This window comes from Sphingomonas sp. LR55 (assembly GCF_036856015.1).
Lineage (GTDB): Bacteria > Pseudomonadota > Alphaproteobacteria > Sphingomonadales > Sphingomonadaceae > Sphingomonas.
This window is the reverse complement of the sequence record NZ_JASPFO010000001.1, coordinates 320,681-337,503: the sequence shown is the minus strand read 5'-3', so window position 1 is coordinate 337,503 and position 16,823 is coordinate 320,681. Positions and strand designations below refer to the sequence as shown.

Here is a 16,823-nt window from a genome sequence, read left to right as displayed (position 1 = left end):
CCCCGGCCTTCGCCGGGGTGGAAATGCCTCACTCGAAGCGGTCCTCTTGGCCCTTGTTCTCCCGCGAGGGCGGGAGCCCAGTCTGGGTCCCCGCCTTCGCGGGGAAACAATATTGTGGTGTCGGCGAACGTCGGTTTTGACATGCTAGCCCGCCTCTTCATCCTTATCGCCCGCGCGTGGCAACTCGGCCCCTCGCTCGTCCTGCCGTCGAGTTGCCGCTACGATCCTTCCTGTTCAGCCTATGCAATAGAGGCGGTTGGGCGCTATGGCGCGCTCAAGGGGGCTGGGTGGCGGCGAAGCGTATTGCGCGGTGCCATCCGTGGGGCGGGTACGGCCCCGATCCGGTCCCAGAGCTGAAGCCTAAAAAATTGAAAGACGCCGCCCTGTGAAAGACGACAAGCAGAATTTCGTGCTGTTCGCGGTGATCGCGGCGCTGATCCTGTTCGGATGGCCGCTGATCCAGGGCAAGTTCTTCCCGACCGCGAATCCGCCGGTCACGAAGATCGAGGGTGGCAAGACCAAAGCGATCGCCAACCCCGCCGCCGATCCGGCTGCGGACGGTGCCGCCGCGATCGGCGATCGTAACGCCGTGATCGCCAGCACCCCGCGTATCCGCATCGAGACGCCGCGCGTGTCTGGCTCGATCAACCTCAAGGGCGCGCGGATCGATGATCTCGTGCTCAAGGGCTATGACGAGACCGTCGCGAAGAACTCGCCGCCGATCCGTCTGCTCTCGCCCGCCGGCGCGCCCGACGCGTATTTCGCAAGCTTCGGCTGGCGCGCGCAGGGCCTGACCCCGCCTGCTGCCGACGCCGTCTGGACGCCCTCGGGCGCGACCACGCTGACGCCGACCACGCCGGTCACGCTCGACGCGACCAACGCCACCGGCCAGCGTTTCCGTATCCAGATCGCGGTCGACCAGGATTACATGTTCACGGTCCGCCAAACCGTCCTGAACGCGGGCACCGCGCCCGTCCCCGTCGCCACCTACGGCCTCGTCAATCGCGTCGGCATCTCGAAGGATCCGTCGTCGATGACGATCCATGTCGGGCCGATGTCGGTCGACAATGGCGGCGCGCATTACCGTCCCAACTACAAGGACATCGACGAGGCTGCGCAGAAGTTCACGACGACCGGTGGCTGGCTCGGCTTTACCGACAAATACTGGCTGACCGCGATCATCCCCGACCAGGGCCAGGCGTTCGATGGCCAGTTCCGCGCCGGCGCCAACAAGGCGTACCAGGCCGACTACGCGCTCCAGCCCAAGCAGGTCGCGCCCGGCCAGGCGATCACGCAGACCTCGCGCTTCTTCGCGGGCGCGAAAGAAGTCCGCCTGCTCGATCGCTACACCGATCAGCAGGGCGTGGCGAAGCTCGATTACGCGATCGACTGGGGCTGGTTCCGGATCGTCGAGAAGCCGATCTTCTACTATCTCGACTGGCTGTTCCGGATGATCGGCAATTTCGGTGTCGCGATCATCCTGCTCACCGTGACGATCCGCGGCCTGCTGTTCCCGATCGCACAGCGCCAGTTCAAGTCGATGGCCGCGATGCGCGCCGTGCAGCCGAAGATGAAGCTGCTGCAGGAGAAGTATAAGGACGACAAGGTCCGCATGCAGCAGGAAGTGATGGCGCTGTACAAGACCGAGGGCGTCAATCCGCTCGCCGGTTGCGCGCCGACGCTGTTGCAGATCCCGATCATGTACGCGCTGTACAAGGTGCTGATGCTGACGATCGAGATGCGTCACCAGCCATTCGTCGCGTGGATCAAGGATCTGTCGGCGCCCGATCCGCTGACGCCGCTCAACTTGTTCGGCCTGCTGCCGTTCACGCCGCCGCACATGATCGCGATCGGCGTCGTGCCGATCATCCTCGGCATCAGCATGTACTTCCAGTTCAAGCTGAACCCGACGCCGATGGACGACACGCAGAAGCAGGTCTTCAAGCTGCTGCCATGGGTGCTGATGTTCGTGATGGCGCCATTCGCGGTCGGCCTCCAGGTGTACTGGATCACGTCGAACTGCCTGACCATCATCCAGCAGAAGCTGTTGTACGCCCGCCATCCGGGCCTGAAAGTGCCGGTGACCAAGTGAACGACGTTCCTAACCCCGGCTCGGATCTAGGTCCCGACCTCGAGCAGACCGACGCGCCGTTCACGCCCGAGATGCTCGAGCACGCGCGAAAGCTGTTCGCGGGGCATGTCGGCTTCCTGAAATCCGCGCCGACGCTCGAATTCCTGCCCGATGCGTTGGTGCCGGAGGTGGCGTTCGCCGGCCGCTCGAACGTCGGCAAGTCGTCGCTGTTGAACGCGCTCACCGGGCGCAATTCGATGGCACGCACGTCGAACACCCCGGGCCGTACGCAGGAGCTGAATTTCTTCGACGTCGGCGCCCCGCTCGCGTTCCGTCTCGTCGACATGCCGGGCTACGGGTTCGCCAAGGCTCCCAAGGACGTCGTCAAGAAATGGCGTTTCCTGATCAACGACTTCCTGCGCGGGCGTGATGTTCTCAAGCGTGCGCTCGTGCTGATCGACTCGCGCCACGGAATCAAGGACGTCGACCGCGAGATCCTCGAGATGCTCGACAAGGCCGCGGTCAGCTACCGCATGGTCCTGACCAAGGCGGACAAGATCAAGGCGTCCGAGCTCGTCGAGGTCACCGAGCGCACCGCGATCGAGGCGCGCAAGCGTCCCGCCGCGCATCCCGACATCCTCGTCACGTCGAGCGAATACGGCATGGGCATTCCCGAACTGCGTGCGGCGGTCGTCGAAGCGGTCAGCTAAGCGATTCGGTCCTCATCGATCCTCCTCCGCGAGCGGGAGGATCGAAGGTCGGCATGACCGGCGCACCGAGAAAGAACCGACTTTCGATCAATCTGATATTTCCGCCTGACACGGTCCGTCAAACTTCGTAGCCTCTCGTCAAAGGGGACCGTGGGTATGCGTAGGACATTGGTGGGGCTGTTGGCGATGACGGCAATGCTGTCGGGCTGTGGCGGCAGCGATAACGGTTCGATCTCGACGGGCGGCAGCACGCCTTCGCCAACGCCTACGAGTACCGCGGGCTGTTCGCTCCGCGAACGCCAGGACTGGGCCGCGGCACAGCTTCGCGAATGGTATCTGTTCCCCGATACGCTGCCCGCCAGCCTAAGCCCGGCGGCGTACACGACGGTCGACGACTATATCGACGCGCTGACCGCCACCGCGCGAGCGCAGCGCAAGGATCGGTATTTCACCTATCTGACGTCGATCAAGGAAGAGACCGCCTATTATAACGCCGGGTCCAGCGCCGGGTTTGGATTCCGACTCGCATTGGATCAAACCGGCCAACGCCTGTTCTCGGCGGAATCGTTCGAGGGCGCGCCCGCGCTTGCCGCCGGGATCGATCGCGGGACGGAGATTTTGGCGATCGGGACGACGGCTGCCACTCTGCGCACCGTCAGTGCGATCGTCGCCGCGGAGGGTACCGCCGGACTAACCGCCGCGCTTGGCCCCGATACCGTTGGAACCTCGCGGGTCCTCCAGATCAACGACGCCGCGGGTACGCGTACCGTCACCGTCGCCAAGGCGGACTTCTCGCTGTTGCCGGTGTCGACTCGCTATGGTGCGAAGGTCATCCAGGATGGCGGACAGAGCGTCGGCTACATCAATCTTCGGACGTTCATCAAAACCGCGGAACCCGCGCTGAAGACGGCGTTTGCCGATTTCCGCGCGAAGGGCGTGACCAAGGTCATCATCGATCTGCGCTACAACGGCGGCGGCCTGATCGAGACGGCGGAGTATCTGGGCGATCTGCTCGGCGGTGCGCGATCGACATCGGAGGTCTTCGATTACGTCACGTTCCGTACCGAAAAGGCCTCGAACAACACGACTCGGTTCTTCGCACCGCAGCCCGAATCGATCGCGCCAACGCGGATCGCGTTCATCGGCACCGGCGGAACGGCGTCGGCGAGCGAGCTCGTGATCAACGCGTTCACGCCGTATCTGCACACCAACGCGGGGCTGATCGGCACCAACACCTATGGCAAGCCGGTCGGACAGATCGCGCTCGACAAGGAAGCGTGCGACGATCGCCTCCGCGTGGTGGCACTGGCGACGCAGAATGCCGCGCGCACCGGTGATTACTATGATGGGCTCGCCACCAAGGTCGAGGCGTCCTGTCAGGCCTCGGACGATATCGGCTATCAACTCGGCGATCCGCTTGAATCGTCGACGCGTCAGGCGCTGAACTTCCTGGCCGGGCGCAGTTGCACGCCGATCACCGGCGACGCGAGCGCACGGTCGTTGCGCACGTCGGAGCCACGGCGCGACCTGCTGATGCCGGATCGGCCCGGCACCGCGCAGCGTGAGGTTCCCGGCCTGTTCTGACCGCTGGAGCCAAGAGGGCGGCGGCGAGCGAGTTGCCTCTCGCCGCCCCCTAGCCTAGCACCGCGCGCATGAAACTCATCATCGGCAACAAGGCCTATTCCTCCTGGTCGCTGCGCGGCTGGCTCGCCTGCAAGCAATCCGGTCTTCCCTTCGAGGAGGTAGTCGTGCCGATGTACGACGCCGACTGGGAAAAGCGCCGCTCGGGCGACGAGTTCGCGCCGTCGTCGGGCAAGGTGCCGATCCTGTGGGACGGCGACGCGGTGGTGTGGGACAGCCTGGCGATCGTCGACTATCTCGCCGACAAGGTCGGGCGCGAGCGCTTCTGGCCAGAGGACAATGCCGCACGCGCGATGGCACGGTCGATGGCCGCCGAGATGCATTCGAGCTTTGCCGCGCTGCGTCGCAAGCACAGCATGAACGTGCGCCAGGTGTTCCCCGCGCAGCAACCCGACGATGACGTCCTGATCGAATTGCAGCGGATCATGGAATTATGGGCGCAGGCGCGCGCGCTTCGGTGGCGGGGGCGATTTCCTGTTCGGCCAGTTCGGCGCGGCGGACATCATGTTCGCGCCGCTCGTCACGCGGATCGTCACCTATCAGTTGCCGATCGCCCGTTTTGCGGCAGGCTATATGCAGGCGATGTTCGAACATCCCTTCATGCAGGACTGGATCGCCGCCGCGCAGGAAGAGGAATGGGTCCTCGAACAATTCGAACAGCCGGTTGCGACGCCCGCTTGATCGGGAGGACAAGATGATCGACCCCGTCCAACTGACCCAGGCGCTGTTGCGCGCGGACAGCGTAACGCCCGCGCGGGGAACCGTGTTCGACGTGCTGGAGGCGGCGCTCGCGCCGATCGGCTTCGCGGTCGACCGGTTCGTGGTCGGTGACGCGCCTGACGGCCCGGTGGAGAATTTGCTCGCCGCGCGTGGCGCAGGTCCGCGTCATCTGGCGTTTGCCGGGCATGTCGACGTCGTTCCACCCGGTGAGGGCTGGACCGGATCGCCCTGGTCCGGCGAGGTCCGCGGCGGACTGCTGTACGGACGCGGTGCGGTCGACATGAAGGGCGCGGTCGCCGCCTTCGTGGCCGCCGCCAGCCGCAGCGATGCGGGAACGCTGTCGCTGATCATCACGGGTGACGAAGAAGGGCCAGCGACCTACGGCACCGTTGCGCTGATGGAGCGGATGGCGGCGCGGGGGATCGTGCCCGACCTGTGCCTGGTCGGCGAGCCCACCTCGACCGCACGGCTCGGCGACATGGTGAAGATCGGGCGGCGCGGTTCGGTGAACATCTGGATCGACGTCCCGGGGCGCCAAGGGCACGTCGCCTATCCGCATCTCGCCGACAACCCGATCCCGCGGCTGATCGCGATCCTCGCGGAGATTGAGACCGTGGTGTTCGACCAGGGCACCGACTGGTTCCAGCCATCGAACATCGAGGTCACCGACATCACCGTCGGCAACCCAGCGCACAACGTCATTCCGGCCAAGGCGATGGCGCGGCTGAGCATCCGGTTCAACGACCGCCACCGTGGCGCGGATCTGATCGACCGCATCCGCGCGATCGCCGAGCGTCATGCGCCGGGTACGATCGTGACGGGCAAGGTATCCGGCGAGGCGTTCCTGACCGAGCCGGGTGCGTTCTCGGCGCTGCTGTCGGATGCGATTGCGGATGCAACCGGCATCACACCAGAGCTGTCGACAACCGGTGGCACCTCCGACGCGCGGTTCTTGTCGAAGCTGTGCCCGGTGGTCGAGTTCGGCTTGGTCAACGCGACGATGCACAAGGTTGACGAAGCGGTCGCGGTCGAGGATCTGCGGACGCTGACGGATATCTATGCAGGCGTGATTACGCGGGCGTTGCGGTAAATCGGCGAACGCGACCCGTATCGCTAGCTTCGCAACGCCCCCAGGAACCCGTCACCCCAGCGAAAGCTGGGGTATCCCCGTTTGGCATGCGACGCGCGTATCGTGAAATATCCCAGCTTTCGCTGGGATGACGAGGGCATGTAGGTCAGCGTTCCCTTACGCTCTCTATCCCCCCGTTCCGAGTAGCGAGAAAGAACGCCTACTCCCGCCCGCGACGCAGAACGATGTACAGCGCCCCCTGCCCGCCGTGTCGGGGATGCGCGCCGCGGACCGCGGCGATCGAGTCCGCGTGACGCGACCCTGCCAGCCAGTCCGCAACCGCCGACCGGATCGCGCCACGCGCGTGCGGGCGTTCGCTTTCGGGGCGCGGTGGCTTGCCGGTCACCAGCAGCAGCACGCGGTCGCCCCGCGCGATGGCCCTGCCCAGCCCGACGTCGAGCATCGCATGCGCCGACGCCAGCGTATGCCCGTGCAAGTCGATCGAACTGTCAGGACTGACCACGCCGCGCGTCAGCCCTTTGTCCCAGCCGCCATCGAGCGTGTTCGCGGTGATCGGCTTCGCAACCGGCCGCGGTGCCGCCACCGGCTTCGCACCCGGTCGGCTAGCGAACGGCGTGACGACAGTGGGGACGAGCGGCTTTACCCGCCCCATCGGCGCGGGGGCGGCGGCACAACCTTGCCATTGGGTCCGATCACCGGTTTCGGCGGAGGCGGTAGCGGCGGGGCGCGCTCTGGAATGCGGATTGCGACCGTGCGCATCGGCCGGACGCTCGCCATCACGCGCGCCCAGAGCTGCGCCTCCTCGGGGGTGAGGGGGTCAGGGTTGAGGGGTCGACCCGCCATCTTGCGCCCCATTCGCTAGACCGTTGAACCGCTGGCTGTTGAGACGTTGTACGGTACCGATCGGCAGCAACAGAAACGCGGTGCCGCGCCCCGCCATGCCGCCCGCGGTTGACTCGGCTGCTGGGCCAGCGCCCCAGAACGTATCAAAGCGGTTGCTGCCCTTGATCGCGCCGCCAGTATCCTGCGCGACCCACAAGCCACTCGCATCCTGCCGATCGAGCGACAGGAACACCGGTGCGCCAAGCGGCACGAACTTTACGTCCGCCGCCGCGCTGACCTGGCCAGTCACTGGCAGGCCGAGTGCCCCCAAGGGTGCGCCGTCGAGTTCGCGGAAGAAGACGAAGCTCTTGTTCTCGCGCATGATCGCCTGCCCCTCGGCCGGATGCGCGTGCAACCAAGCGACGATCCCCTGCATCGAGGTCTGTCCCGGTTGCAGAAGCCCGCGCGACTTCATCAGCGCACCGATGCCGGTGTAATCGCGGCCATTCTGCGTCGCGTAGCCGATCCGCAGGATCTCGCCATCGGGCAGCCGAAGCCGCCCCGACCCCTGGATCTGGAGGAAGAACAACTCCACCGGATCGCGCGCCCAGGCGAGGATCGGCGCACGCCCCGAAATCGCGCCCTGCTCGATCGCGGTGCGGTCGTAATAGGGCACCAGATTGCTGCGATCGACACGACCGCGGATCTTCTTGCCCTTCAAGCTCGTCGAGAACGCGCCGAGATCGACATCGATCAGATCGTTCGGCCGCCCGTAGATCGGCGCATAACCGTCGCGACGCTCGAGCGAGCCGGCAATCTCGGGCTCGTAATAGCCCGTCGCGAACGCCTTGCCGTCGCCGACCTGGACCGCCTCGAACCACTGCGTGAAGAAATTCCGCGCGCCACCGCGGGGGACGGACGCCGCCGCCGCACAGGCCGGCTGCCAATCGGCACCGCGCGTCAGTCCCGACGCATCGTTGCGGCGCACCAGCGACGGGCAACTCGTGACGAAAGCCGCGAGCGCGGACTGCGCTTGCGTATCGTCGATCGGCAGGCTCGCGATCGCCGGACCAGCGGTGACGCCGGCGGTCGCCGCGTTGACGGGGGCCGCGGGTGCAAGGGCGGGAGCCGGTAACAGCGGCACCGCGCCGACGATCCGCGCGGGCATCTGAATGCCACGGATATTAGGCGATGCACCGGTATCGCGCGACGGGTGGACGCGGACCGGCTCGCGCGAAGGCTCTCGGTCGGAATTACCGCCGCGATCGACCGGCGCGGGGCCTGCGCGCGGTGGCTCAACGCCGCCGACGCACGCGCTAAGCGCCAAAGCTAGACCCAGTGCGCTTAGCCCCGCCCCCTGAAACGCACGGTCACGCCTCGTCGGTGTCGGCAAGCTTCCAGTTCGGATCACTGCTCTTTAGTGTCCGTGCGAAGGTCCAGACATCGTGCGTCTCTACCGCGTCGGTCAGCGAGCCGGCCAGGACATTGCCCTCGCCATCACGCGTAACGGCAGCAATATCCGCGTCGAACCGCACCGTGATCCGCGCGTCGCGACCCGACACGCTCGCATCGGCAATCACTGCGCGTTCGATCGAGACAAGACGGTTGTCGAGCACTTCGCCCGCCGCGATCCGTGCGGCGATCGCCTCGGCAAAGGCCGTCCGGACATCGTCTTCGGCCAGATAGCCAAGTTCTTCCTCGTCGCCCTTCCAGAACGCCTCAAGCACCATGCGGTACGCCGCCTGTGCGCCTTCGAGGAACTGGTTGACGTCGAACCCAGGTTCGGCGGCGACGATCGAACGCAGGCCTGCCTCGGCGCGCGGCTCGATGTTGCGGCTGACGATCTCACGCGGCTCAGGCGTCGCATCGACCGTTCGCGGAACCGCGGCGAGCGCAGGCCGATCCTCGGCAGCGCGCGGCAAGGGCTGTTCATGCCCTGTCCGCTTACCGAGCACGCTGTACAGTCGCATCGCCAAGAAGCCTGCAACCATCGCGAGAAGTACTACGTAAAACAACCGTGCCTCCGATCTTCGGGCTAACATAGGCCAAAGCTGCGGTTATTCAAACCCGCGCCCGTTGAAACGCCTCTCGGGCACTGCTAATCGCACCGCCTCGACCCAATGGAACGCACGAGCATTCCGCTTCGGTCCCATCTTTGCGCATTTCAAGGACATGACGAATGGACGATCAGGACAACGGCATCACCATGCCGGACCAGGCTATCGCGAATGGCGAGGACACGATTCCAGCCGCCGGGCTGATCTCGCAGTACGTCAAGGATCTGTCGTTCGAGAACCCGAACGCTCCCGCGGTCTACCAGAACCAGACCCCGCCGGCGATCGATGTGCAGTTCAACATCGGCGCGGCGCAGGTCGGCGACGAGGTGCATGAGGTCGTGCTGAAGATCGACGTCCGCGCGGAGACCGACGGGCAGGTCGCGTTCATCGTCGACCTTTCGTACGCAGGGCTCTTCGGACTGCGCAACATCCCGGCCGAGCATGTTCAGCCGTTCCTGCTGGGCGAGGCTCCGCGCCTGCTGTTCCCGTTCGCGCGCCGCGTGTTGTCGGATGCGGTGCGTGACGGTGGTTTCCCGCCGCTGCTGCTCGAGCCGATCGACTTCGGCCAGCTGTACCTGACGCAGTCGGAGCAGCAGGGCATCCAGCCGAACGTCGGCGATTTCGGCCAAGCCTGATCGAACGGAGGCGGAGCGGTATTAGATGAACCTGACCAAGGCGCTGGGATCGGTCGGCGGGCTGACGCTCGCCAGCCGTGTCCTGGGGCTCGTGCGCGACTCGCTGTTCGCGCGGTTCGTCGGCGCCGGCTTCGCGTCGGACGCGTTCCTGATCGCGTTCCGCCTCCCCAACATGTTCCGCGCGCTGTTCGCGGAGGGCGCGTTCTCGGCCGCGTTTATTCCGATGTTCAATCGGAAGGTCGGCGACAAGGATGGCCGCGGGCTGCCCGACGGGATCGCGTTCGCCGAGGACGCGCTGTCGGTGCTGCTGCCGACGCTGATCCTGATGACGGTGCTGTTCGAACTCGCGGCGTGGCCGATGACGTGGCTGCTGACCTTCGGGTTCAATGGCGCGAGCGCTGAGCGGTTCGACTATGTCGTCCACCTGTCGCGGATCATGCTGCCCTACCTACCGCTGATCAGCCTTGTCTCGCTGCTTGGCGGCATCCTCAATTCGCTGCACAAATTCTGGATCAACGCGGCCGCGCCAATCCTGCTTAACGCGACGCTGATCGCCGCGCTGTTGCTGTTCCACGAGCACCAGCCACTGCTGACCGCGCGCAACCAGGCGATCGCGGTGACGATATCGGGCGCGTTGCAGCTCGGATGGCTGATCTACGCGTGCCGGGCGTCGGGCGTGAAGCTCCGGCTGAAGCGTCCGCAGCTTAACCCCGACGTGAAGAAGCTCATGTCGCTGATCTGGCCCGCCGCCGCGGGAGCCGGCGCCGTGCAGATCAACCTTGTCGTCTCGACCGCGCTTGCTGCCGCTTTGCTGCCGGCGGGATCGGTCTCGTACATCTATTTCGCCGACCGGCTGAACCAGCTCCCGCTGGGCCTGATCGGCATCGGTCTCGGCACCGTCCTGCTTCCCACTATCTCACGACAGCTCGGCCGCGGCGAGGATGCGGAGGCGATGGCGACGCAGAACCGGGGCATGGAGCTTGCGCTGTTCCTGACTCTCCCCGCAACGGTCGCGCTGATCGTGTGCGGCGTGCCGATCGTCGGCGCGCTGTTCCAGCACGGCAAGTTCGCACTCGACGATAGCGTGCTCACCGCACAGGCGCTCGCCGCGTTCTCGATCGGATTGCCGTCGTACATCCTCGTGAAAGTGCTGACACCGGGCTATTATGCGCGGTCGGACACGCGCACGCCGGTGCGGTATGCGACGATGTCGATGGTCGTGAACCTCGTTCTCAATCTCGCCTTCATCAAGCCGCTCGGGCATATGGGCCCGCCGCTCGCCACCGCGATCGCGAGCACGGTTAACGTTGCGATGCTCTACCGCACGCTCGTCCGCCGCGGGCATTTCACGCCTGACGCACGGCTTCGTCGGCGGACGTGGCGGCTGTTGGTCGCCGCGCTGATCATGGGGGTCGTGATGTTTTTCCTCAACGACCTGTTCCAGCCGTTCGTGACCGGCACCAGCATCCAGCGCTGGGGTGCCATGCTGGTGCTGGTTACCACCGGCGGGGTGGTCTATGCGATCGCGACATTGCTCACCGGCGCGTTCCGGCTGGGCGACATCTCCACGCTTCTGCGTCGTTCCAAGTAAGGTTTTTCCATGCGCGTCGTCTCCGGCATCAAGCCCACCGGTAATCTCCATCTCGGCAATTACCTGGGGGCGGTGAAGCAGTGGGTGAAGCTGCAGGACGATGTCGCGGCACAGGGCGGCGAGTCGATGTTCTTCATCGCCGATCTCCACGCGCCGACCGAATGGATCGCGCCGGCGGAATTGTCGGCGCACACAATCGAGGTCGCCGCGACGATGATCGCGGCGGGGATCGATCCGGCCAAGTCGATCCTGTTCAACCAGGCGCGCGTGCCCGCGCACAGCGAGATGGCGTGGCTGCTCAACACGGTCGCGCGCGTCGGTTGGCTCAATCGCATGACGCAGTTCAAGGACAAGGCGGGCAAGAACCGCGAGGGCGCGAGCGTCGGGCTGTACGACTACCCGGTGCTGATGGCGGCCGACGTTTTGCTCTACAACGCGACGCACGTGCCGGTCGGCGAGGACCAGAAGCAGCATCTCGAACTCGCGCGCGACATCGCCACCAAATTTAACGGTGATTACAAGGTGGACCTGTTCACGCTCCCCGCCCCGCTGATCAGCAAGGCCGCGCCGAGGATCATGAGCTTGCGCGATGCGTCGGCGAAGATGTCGAAGTCGAACCCGTCCGAGCAGTCGGTGGTCAAGCTGATCGATAGCGACGACACAATCGCCGACAAGTTCCGCAAGGCGAAGACCGACCCCGACGTGCTGCCGGCGACCGTCGAGGAACTGGGCGACCGCGCCGAGGCCCGCAACCTGCTGACGATCTACGCGGCGCTGGCGGATAGCGACGTGGCGACCGTGCTCGGCGAGTTCGGCGGCAAGGGCTTCGGCGCGTTCAAGCCTGCGCTGGCGGATCTCGCGGTGGCGAAACTCGGGCCGATCCGTGACGAGATGGTGCGGATGCTCGACGATCGCAGCGCGGTGACGGCGGTGTTGCAGGCAGGCGCGGAGAAGGCGCGCGCGCTGGCCGCACCAGTGCTGAAGCAGACGCAGGACGCGATGGGGTTGCAGGCCTGACCCCATATTCCGTCATCCTGACGAAAGTCAGGATCCAGAGCCATAAAGCGCAGCGCCCGTAACTCTGGATCCTGACTTTCGTCAGGATGACGGCGATTTTTGGTGTGCCGGGGAAGTTTTTGGTGTGCCGAGTCACGCGGCCACATGCCGCGATATCGCGCGCACTAGCGTGTTCCCCCGCGAAGGCGGGGGTCCAGTCTGGGCTCCCCCTTCGCGGGAGAACATGAAAGCGTAGGCTAGCCTAGCCTTCCAGCTCGCGCATCAGCACGCGGACCGCAGCGTCGATATCCCGGTCCGAATCGCGCAGTTCCTCGATCTTCCGCACCGCATGGATCACCGTAGAATGATCGCGCCCGCCGAACTTCCGCCCGATCTCCGGCAGCGACCGCGTCGTCAGCCGCTTCGCCAGATACATCGCGATCTGCCGCGGCCGCGCCACCGCCCGCGCCCGCCGCGCCGAAATCAGGTCGAGCGGCTTCAGTTCGAAGTGCGCCGACACCAGCTTCTGGATCTCGTCGATCGTCACGCGCTTCTGCGCGCCGCGAAGCACCTCGCCGAGCGTCGCGACCGCGAAGTCTAGGTCGATCGTGTCGCCCGTCAGCTGGGCATACGCCACGACCCGGTTCAGCGCGCCCTCGAGCTCGCGGATGTTCGCATGGATGCGCGCCGCGAGCAGGTCGAGCACGTCGGTCGGCACGCGCATGTCGGGCAGGTCGACGAGCTTCCGGTCGAGGATCGTCCGACGCAGCGTCAGGTCGGGCGCCTTGATATCCGCAACAAGGCCGACAGACATCCGGCTGACGATCCGCGCCTCGACGCCTTCCAGCGCCTGCGGGCAGCGATCGGCAGAGATGACGAGCCGCTTGCCCGCCGCCATGATCTCGTTGACCGTGTGGAAGAATTCTTCCTGCGTCGCATCCTTGCCGGCGATGAACTGGAGATCGTCGATCAGCAGCAGGTCGGCACCGCGCAGCCGCTGCTTGAAGGCATGCGTATCGCGCGCGCATCGACGCGACGAAATCGTACATGAACCGCTCGGCGGACATGCACAGCACGATCGCGTGCGGGTTATGCTCGAGGAACGCGTGACCGATCGCGTGCATGAGGTGGGTCTTGCCCTGGCCCGTGCCGCTGTGGAGGAACAACGGGCTGAACCGGACCGGGCCCGGCTCGGCGAGCACCTTGGCCGCGTTGAACGCGACCTTGTTCGACGGATCGACGACGAATCGCGCAAACGTATAGCGCGGGTCGAGCGGCGGCCGCTCGGCCGGCACGCCGACCGGCGCGGAGACCACGATAGGCGCCGGTGCAGGCTTCAGCGAAGGATCGACGCCGAACTTCATCGAAACCTGCGCAGGCTCGGCGACCGGCTTGGGAGCCGGCTTGGCCTCGACCGGCACCGGATCGGCGACGGGCTTGGCCGGAATGGCATCGGGCACCGGTTCGATCGCCAGCACGACGGGCGCACGGCCCGGCGCACGGGTCTCGATCTGGACGGTGCGGACATGGGGCAGGATCTGCTTGAATTCGAGCACGAGTCGGTCGGCATAGTGATTGCGGACCCAGTTCGTCATGAACGCCGACGGCAACGCGAGGCGGATCGTGTCGCGATCGTCACCCGGAACGAGTTCGATCGGTTTCAGCCACTGCTCGAACAGTCGCGCCCCCGCCGACTCGCGCAAGGATGCACGCACGCGGGCCCAGGCCTTCTCGGCCTCGGTCGCGTGCGTCATTGATCCTTGCCACTTCGTCACGCGCACGCTTCTCCGACCCCGCGAGATTGCTCGCGCGGGTGATATAGTCCCGACAGAAAATGGTCCCCCGACGACCCCAAGGGTCATCCGGCATCTTCGCCCTGTGTGTTTGATGCAGCGGTGGAAACCACCGTCGCTGTGAGCCCCGTTATGAAGCGATCGGCGATCCGGGCAAGACCCCGACGCGTCACATTTTCGAAATAAAGCGGGTTGACTTGATCAAGCCGCGGAAATGCGTCGATATTTTTATAAGTGGCTGTGTTTACGTATTTTTTGCGAATTCCATCATTCCATGACTTGACTTCGGGCCACTCGAATCGCGGGGAATCCGTGGGTTACGCACCGTCGCACTTGGTTCCCTTCGCAGACGCAAAAAACCCGCCGGGAATGTCCCGACGGGTGATCCGCTTTCGACAGTGATCGGTCGCTTATGCGAGCCCGGTCACGGCCTTGGTCAGACGCGCGAACTTGCGGCTCGCGGTGTTCTTGTGCAGCACGCCCTTGGCGACGCCACGCTGAAGCTCTGGCTGTGCCGCTGCGAGTGCGGTGGTCGCTGCGCCCTTGTCGCCCGAAGCCAGTGCGGCCTCGACCTTCTTGATGAAGGTACGGATACGGCCGACGCGGTTGCCGTTCACTTCCGCGCGACGGTCGTTGCGACGGATACGCTTTTTCGCCTGCGGCGTGTTCGCCATGAAGCCCTCTGGATGTTCGAATGAATAAAAAGGGGCGCCGGATTGCTCCTACGCCCTCTCGAAGCCGCGGCCCTACTCACTTTGTCCTGGCACGTCAACTGATAGGCTCAACCGCGTTGGCACTTCGGACACCAGAACGTCGAGCGCCCGCCCTCCGTCCGCCGCTTCACGGTAGCCCCACATTCGCACGGCTCGCCTTCGCGCCCATAGACGCGCCACTGCTTGGAGAAATAGCCGAGCTCGCCATCGGGCCGGACGTAATCACGCAGCGACGAGCCACCCGCGAGGATCGCCGCGGTCAGCACCGTGCGAGATCGCCTCGACGAGTCGCTCGAGTCGAAACAGCGAGATGCGTCCCGCCGCGCGTGACGGCGCGATCTTCGCCATGTGCAGCGCCTCGCACACATAGATGTTCCCAAGCCCCGCGACGACTCGCTGGTCGAGCAGCATCGCCTTGATCGACGCCCCCCGCCCTTCGAGCGCCTCCAGCAGATAGGCCGCGGTCAGGTCGGGGCCGAGCGGCTCCGGCCCCATGCTGAGGAACGGCGGGTAATTCGCGATGTCGTCGGTCGCCCACAGATCGAGAAAGCCGAATCGCCGCGGATCGTTGAGCGCGACCGTCCGCCCTGCCGCGGTGCCGATCAGCAGATGATCGTGCGCGAGGAGTTCACTCGGATCGACTCGCCAGCGCCCCGACATGCCAAGATGGAAGACGAGCGTATCGCCACGATCGGTATCGATCAGTCCGTATTTTGCGCGCCGCCCGAGCGTCGTTACCGTTGCCCCGGTCATCCGCTGGCGCAGGTCGACCGGGATCGCTTTGCGCAGGTCGGCACGACGCGGCTCGACCGAGGTCAGGCGCTGGCCCTTCAGCACGGGCTCCAGCCCGCGCACGGTGGTTTCGACTTCTGGTAATTCTGGCACGGTTTGCAGCTAGGTTGCGTTTGCTCGCGCCACAAGGCGCGGCTAGAGCGCAGGATATGAACGACTTGATCGCGCCCGCGCCCGCACTCACGCCCGATACCGTCTCCTTCGGCTACGAAGACATCCCCGCCACCGAGAAGACCGCCCGCGTCGGCGGCGTCTTCTCGAACGTCGCAGGGAAATACGACCTGATGAACGATGCGATGTCGGGCGGCATGCACCGGCTATGGAAGGACCGCTTCGTCCGCCGCGTGAAACCGCGCGAGGGCGAGCAGATCCTCGACATGGCCGGCGGCACCGGCGACATTGCCTTCCGCATGGAGCCGTCGGGCGCCTCGATCACAGTCGCCGACATCAACCCGCAGATGCTCGAAGTCGGCATGCAACGCGCCCAGAAGCGCGGCATCGACGGCCTAGTCTGGACCGAAGCCAATGCCGAGACGCTAACCTTTCCCGACAAGTTCTTCGACGCCTACACGATCGCGTTCGGCATCCGTAACGTGACCGATATCCCCAAGGCGTTGCGCGAAGCCCACCGCGTGCTGCGGCGTGGCGGGCGGTTCTACTGCCTCGAATTCTCGACCACCGTGTGGCCGGGGTTCGCCGAGGTGTACGATGCCTATTCGCACAAGATGGTGCCGAAGCTCGGCCAGCTGCTCGCACAGGACGCCGACAGCTACCGCTACCTGATCGAGTCGATCCGCCGCTTCCCCGACATGCCGAAGTTCAAGGGCATGATCGCGGATGCCGGCTTCGTGCAGACGAAGGTCGAACCTCTGCTGGGCGGTTTGGTCGCGATACACTCGGGGTGGAAGATCTAGTGATCACGCGAAGGCGCGAAGGCGCGAAGAGTGGTTCACGCGGAGACGCGGAGACGCGGAGAGTAAGTGGACGCGAAGGCGCCAGGTTTCTCGCGCGTCAGCGCTTTGCTGCCGCTATGTTGGTTATGAAAAGCCGCAAGCGCGGCGAGGCGCCACATCTCTGCGCCTCCGTGCCTCCGCGCGAACCACTTCTTCTTTCTCTCCGCGGCTCCGCGTCTCCGCGTGAACCAATTTCTCTTCGCGCCTTCGCGCCTTCGCATGAACAAACCCCTTCTCAA

At 65.3% G+C, this 16,823-nt stretch carries 12 protein-coding genes and 4 pseudogenes; 10 read left to right on the top strand and 6 right to left on the bottom strand.

What is annotated here, in order from left to right; translation table 11 throughout:
- Positions 1–141 precede the first annotated feature (141 nt).
- The 6 genes and pseudogenes from yidD (at position 142) to dapE (ending at position 6,232) form a co-directional block, all read left to right on the top strand.
- Positions 142–389 (top strand): annotated as a pseudogene (yidD, locus tag QP181_RS01655) (membrane protein insertion efficiency factor YidD).
- Positions 386–2,092, top strand: coding sequence for a membrane protein insertase YidC (yidC, locus tag QP181_RS01650; protein WP_333927351.1), 1,707 nt, complete (start codon positions 386–388; stop codon positions 2,090–2,092). The pseudogene yidD and the gene yidC overlap by 4 nt, the downstream one beginning before the upstream one ends.
- 71 nt (positions 2,093–2,163) lie before the next feature.
- Complete coding sequence (gene yihA / locus QP181_RS01645) at positions 2,164–2,781, top strand: ribosome biogenesis GTP-binding protein YihA/YsxC (RefSeq protein WP_132739574.1); 618 nt, start codon at positions 2,164–2,166, stop codon at positions 2,779–2,781.
- A 156-nt stretch (positions 2,782–2,937) separates the two neighbouring features.
- Complete coding sequence (locus QP181_RS01640; RefSeq protein WP_333927350.1) at positions 2,938–4,365, top strand: S41 family peptidase; 1,428 nt, start codon at positions 2,938–2,940, stop codon at positions 4,363–4,365.
- Positions 4,366–4,433: 68 nt separating this feature from the next.
- Positions 4,434–5,103: pseudogene (locus QP181_RS01635) on the top strand (glutathione S-transferase).
- Between the two features lie 13 nt (positions 5,104–5,116).
- The gene (dapE, locus tag QP181_RS01630; RefSeq protein WP_333927349.1) at positions 5,117–6,232 is read left to right on the top strand and encodes a succinyl-diaminopimelate desuccinylase; all 1,116 of its coding nucleotides are present in this window, start codon (positions 5,117–5,119) and stop codon (positions 6,230–6,232) included.
- A gap of 199 nt (positions 6,233–6,431) precedes the next feature.
- Here the strand turns inward: dapE and QP181_RS01625 are convergent, their stop codons facing one another.
- The 3 genes from QP181_RS01625 to QP181_RS01615 form a co-directional block, all read right to left on the bottom strand.
- Complete coding sequence (locus QP181_RS01625) at positions 6,432–6,884, bottom strand: Smr/MutS family protein (RefSeq protein ID WP_333927348.1); 453 nt, start codon at positions 6,882–6,884, stop codon at positions 6,432–6,434.
- A 165-nt stretch (positions 6,885–7,049) separates the two neighbouring features.
- A complete protein-coding gene (gene mltA, locus QP181_RS01620) occupies positions 7,050–8,381 on the bottom strand; it encodes a murein transglycosylase A (RefSeq protein ID WP_333927347.1) in 1,332 nt (443 codons plus the stop codon).
- Between the two features lie 43 nt (positions 8,382–8,424).
- Complete coding sequence (locus tag QP181_RS01615; RefSeq protein WP_332755210.1) at positions 8,425–9,069, bottom strand: Tim44/TimA family putative adaptor protein; 645 nt, start codon at positions 9,067–9,069, stop codon at positions 8,425–8,427.
- Positions 9,070–9,233: 164 nt separating this feature from the next.
- Here QP181_RS01615 and secB point away from each other — a divergent pair, with 164 nt between their 5' ends.
- The 3 genes from secB to trpS are packed head-to-tail and all read left to right on the top strand — an operon-like array spanning position 9,234 to position 12,354.
- Complete coding sequence (gene secB / locus QP181_RS01610) at positions 9,234–9,746, top strand: protein-export chaperone SecB (RefSeq protein ID WP_132738851.1); 513 nt, start codon at positions 9,234–9,236, stop codon at positions 9,744–9,746.
- A gap of 25 nt (positions 9,747–9,771) precedes the next feature.
- A complete protein-coding gene (gene murJ, locus QP181_RS01605; RefSeq protein WP_333927346.1) occupies positions 9,772–11,337 on the top strand; it encodes a murein biosynthesis integral membrane protein MurJ in 1,566 nt (521 codons plus the stop codon).
- Positions 11,338–11,346: 9 nt separating this feature from the next.
- Positions 11,347–12,354: a tryptophan--tRNA ligase gene (trpS, locus tag QP181_RS01600; RefSeq protein ID WP_333927345.1), complete on the top strand. Its 1,008-nt coding sequence runs from the start codon at positions 11,347–11,349 to the stop codon at positions 12,352–12,354.
- A gap of 241 nt (positions 12,355–12,595) precedes the next feature.
- Here the strand turns inward: trpS and dnaA are convergent.
- The 3 genes and pseudogenes from dnaA to mutM all read right to left on the bottom strand — a co-directional run bounded on the left by dnaA (position 12,596) and on the right by mutM (position 15,724).
- A pseudogene (dnaA, locus tag QP181_RS01595) lies at positions 12,596–14,087 on the bottom strand (chromosomal replication initiator protein DnaA).
- Positions 14,088–14,536: 449 nt separating this feature from the next.
- Positions 14,537–14,800 (bottom strand): 30S ribosomal protein S20, encoded by a 264-nt coding sequence (rpsT, locus tag QP181_RS01590; protein ID WP_031394736.1) that lies wholly within the window; start codon positions 14,798–14,800, stop codon positions 14,537–14,539.
- 107 nt (positions 14,801–14,907) lie between these two features.
- Positions 14,908–15,724 (bottom strand): annotated as a pseudogene (mutM, locus tag QP181_RS01585) (bifunctional DNA-formamidopyrimidine glycosylase/DNA-(apurinic or apyrimidinic site) lyase).
- Positions 15,725–15,780: 56 nt separating this feature from the next.
- On the opposite strand from mutM, the gene QP181_RS01580 reads away from it, so the two are divergent.
- Complete coding sequence (locus tag QP181_RS01580) at positions 15,781–16,545, top strand: class I SAM-dependent methyltransferase (RefSeq protein ID WP_056051226.1); 765 nt, start codon at positions 15,781–15,783, stop codon at positions 16,543–16,545.
- The last annotated feature ends 278 nt before the right edge of the window (positions 16,546–16,823 follow it).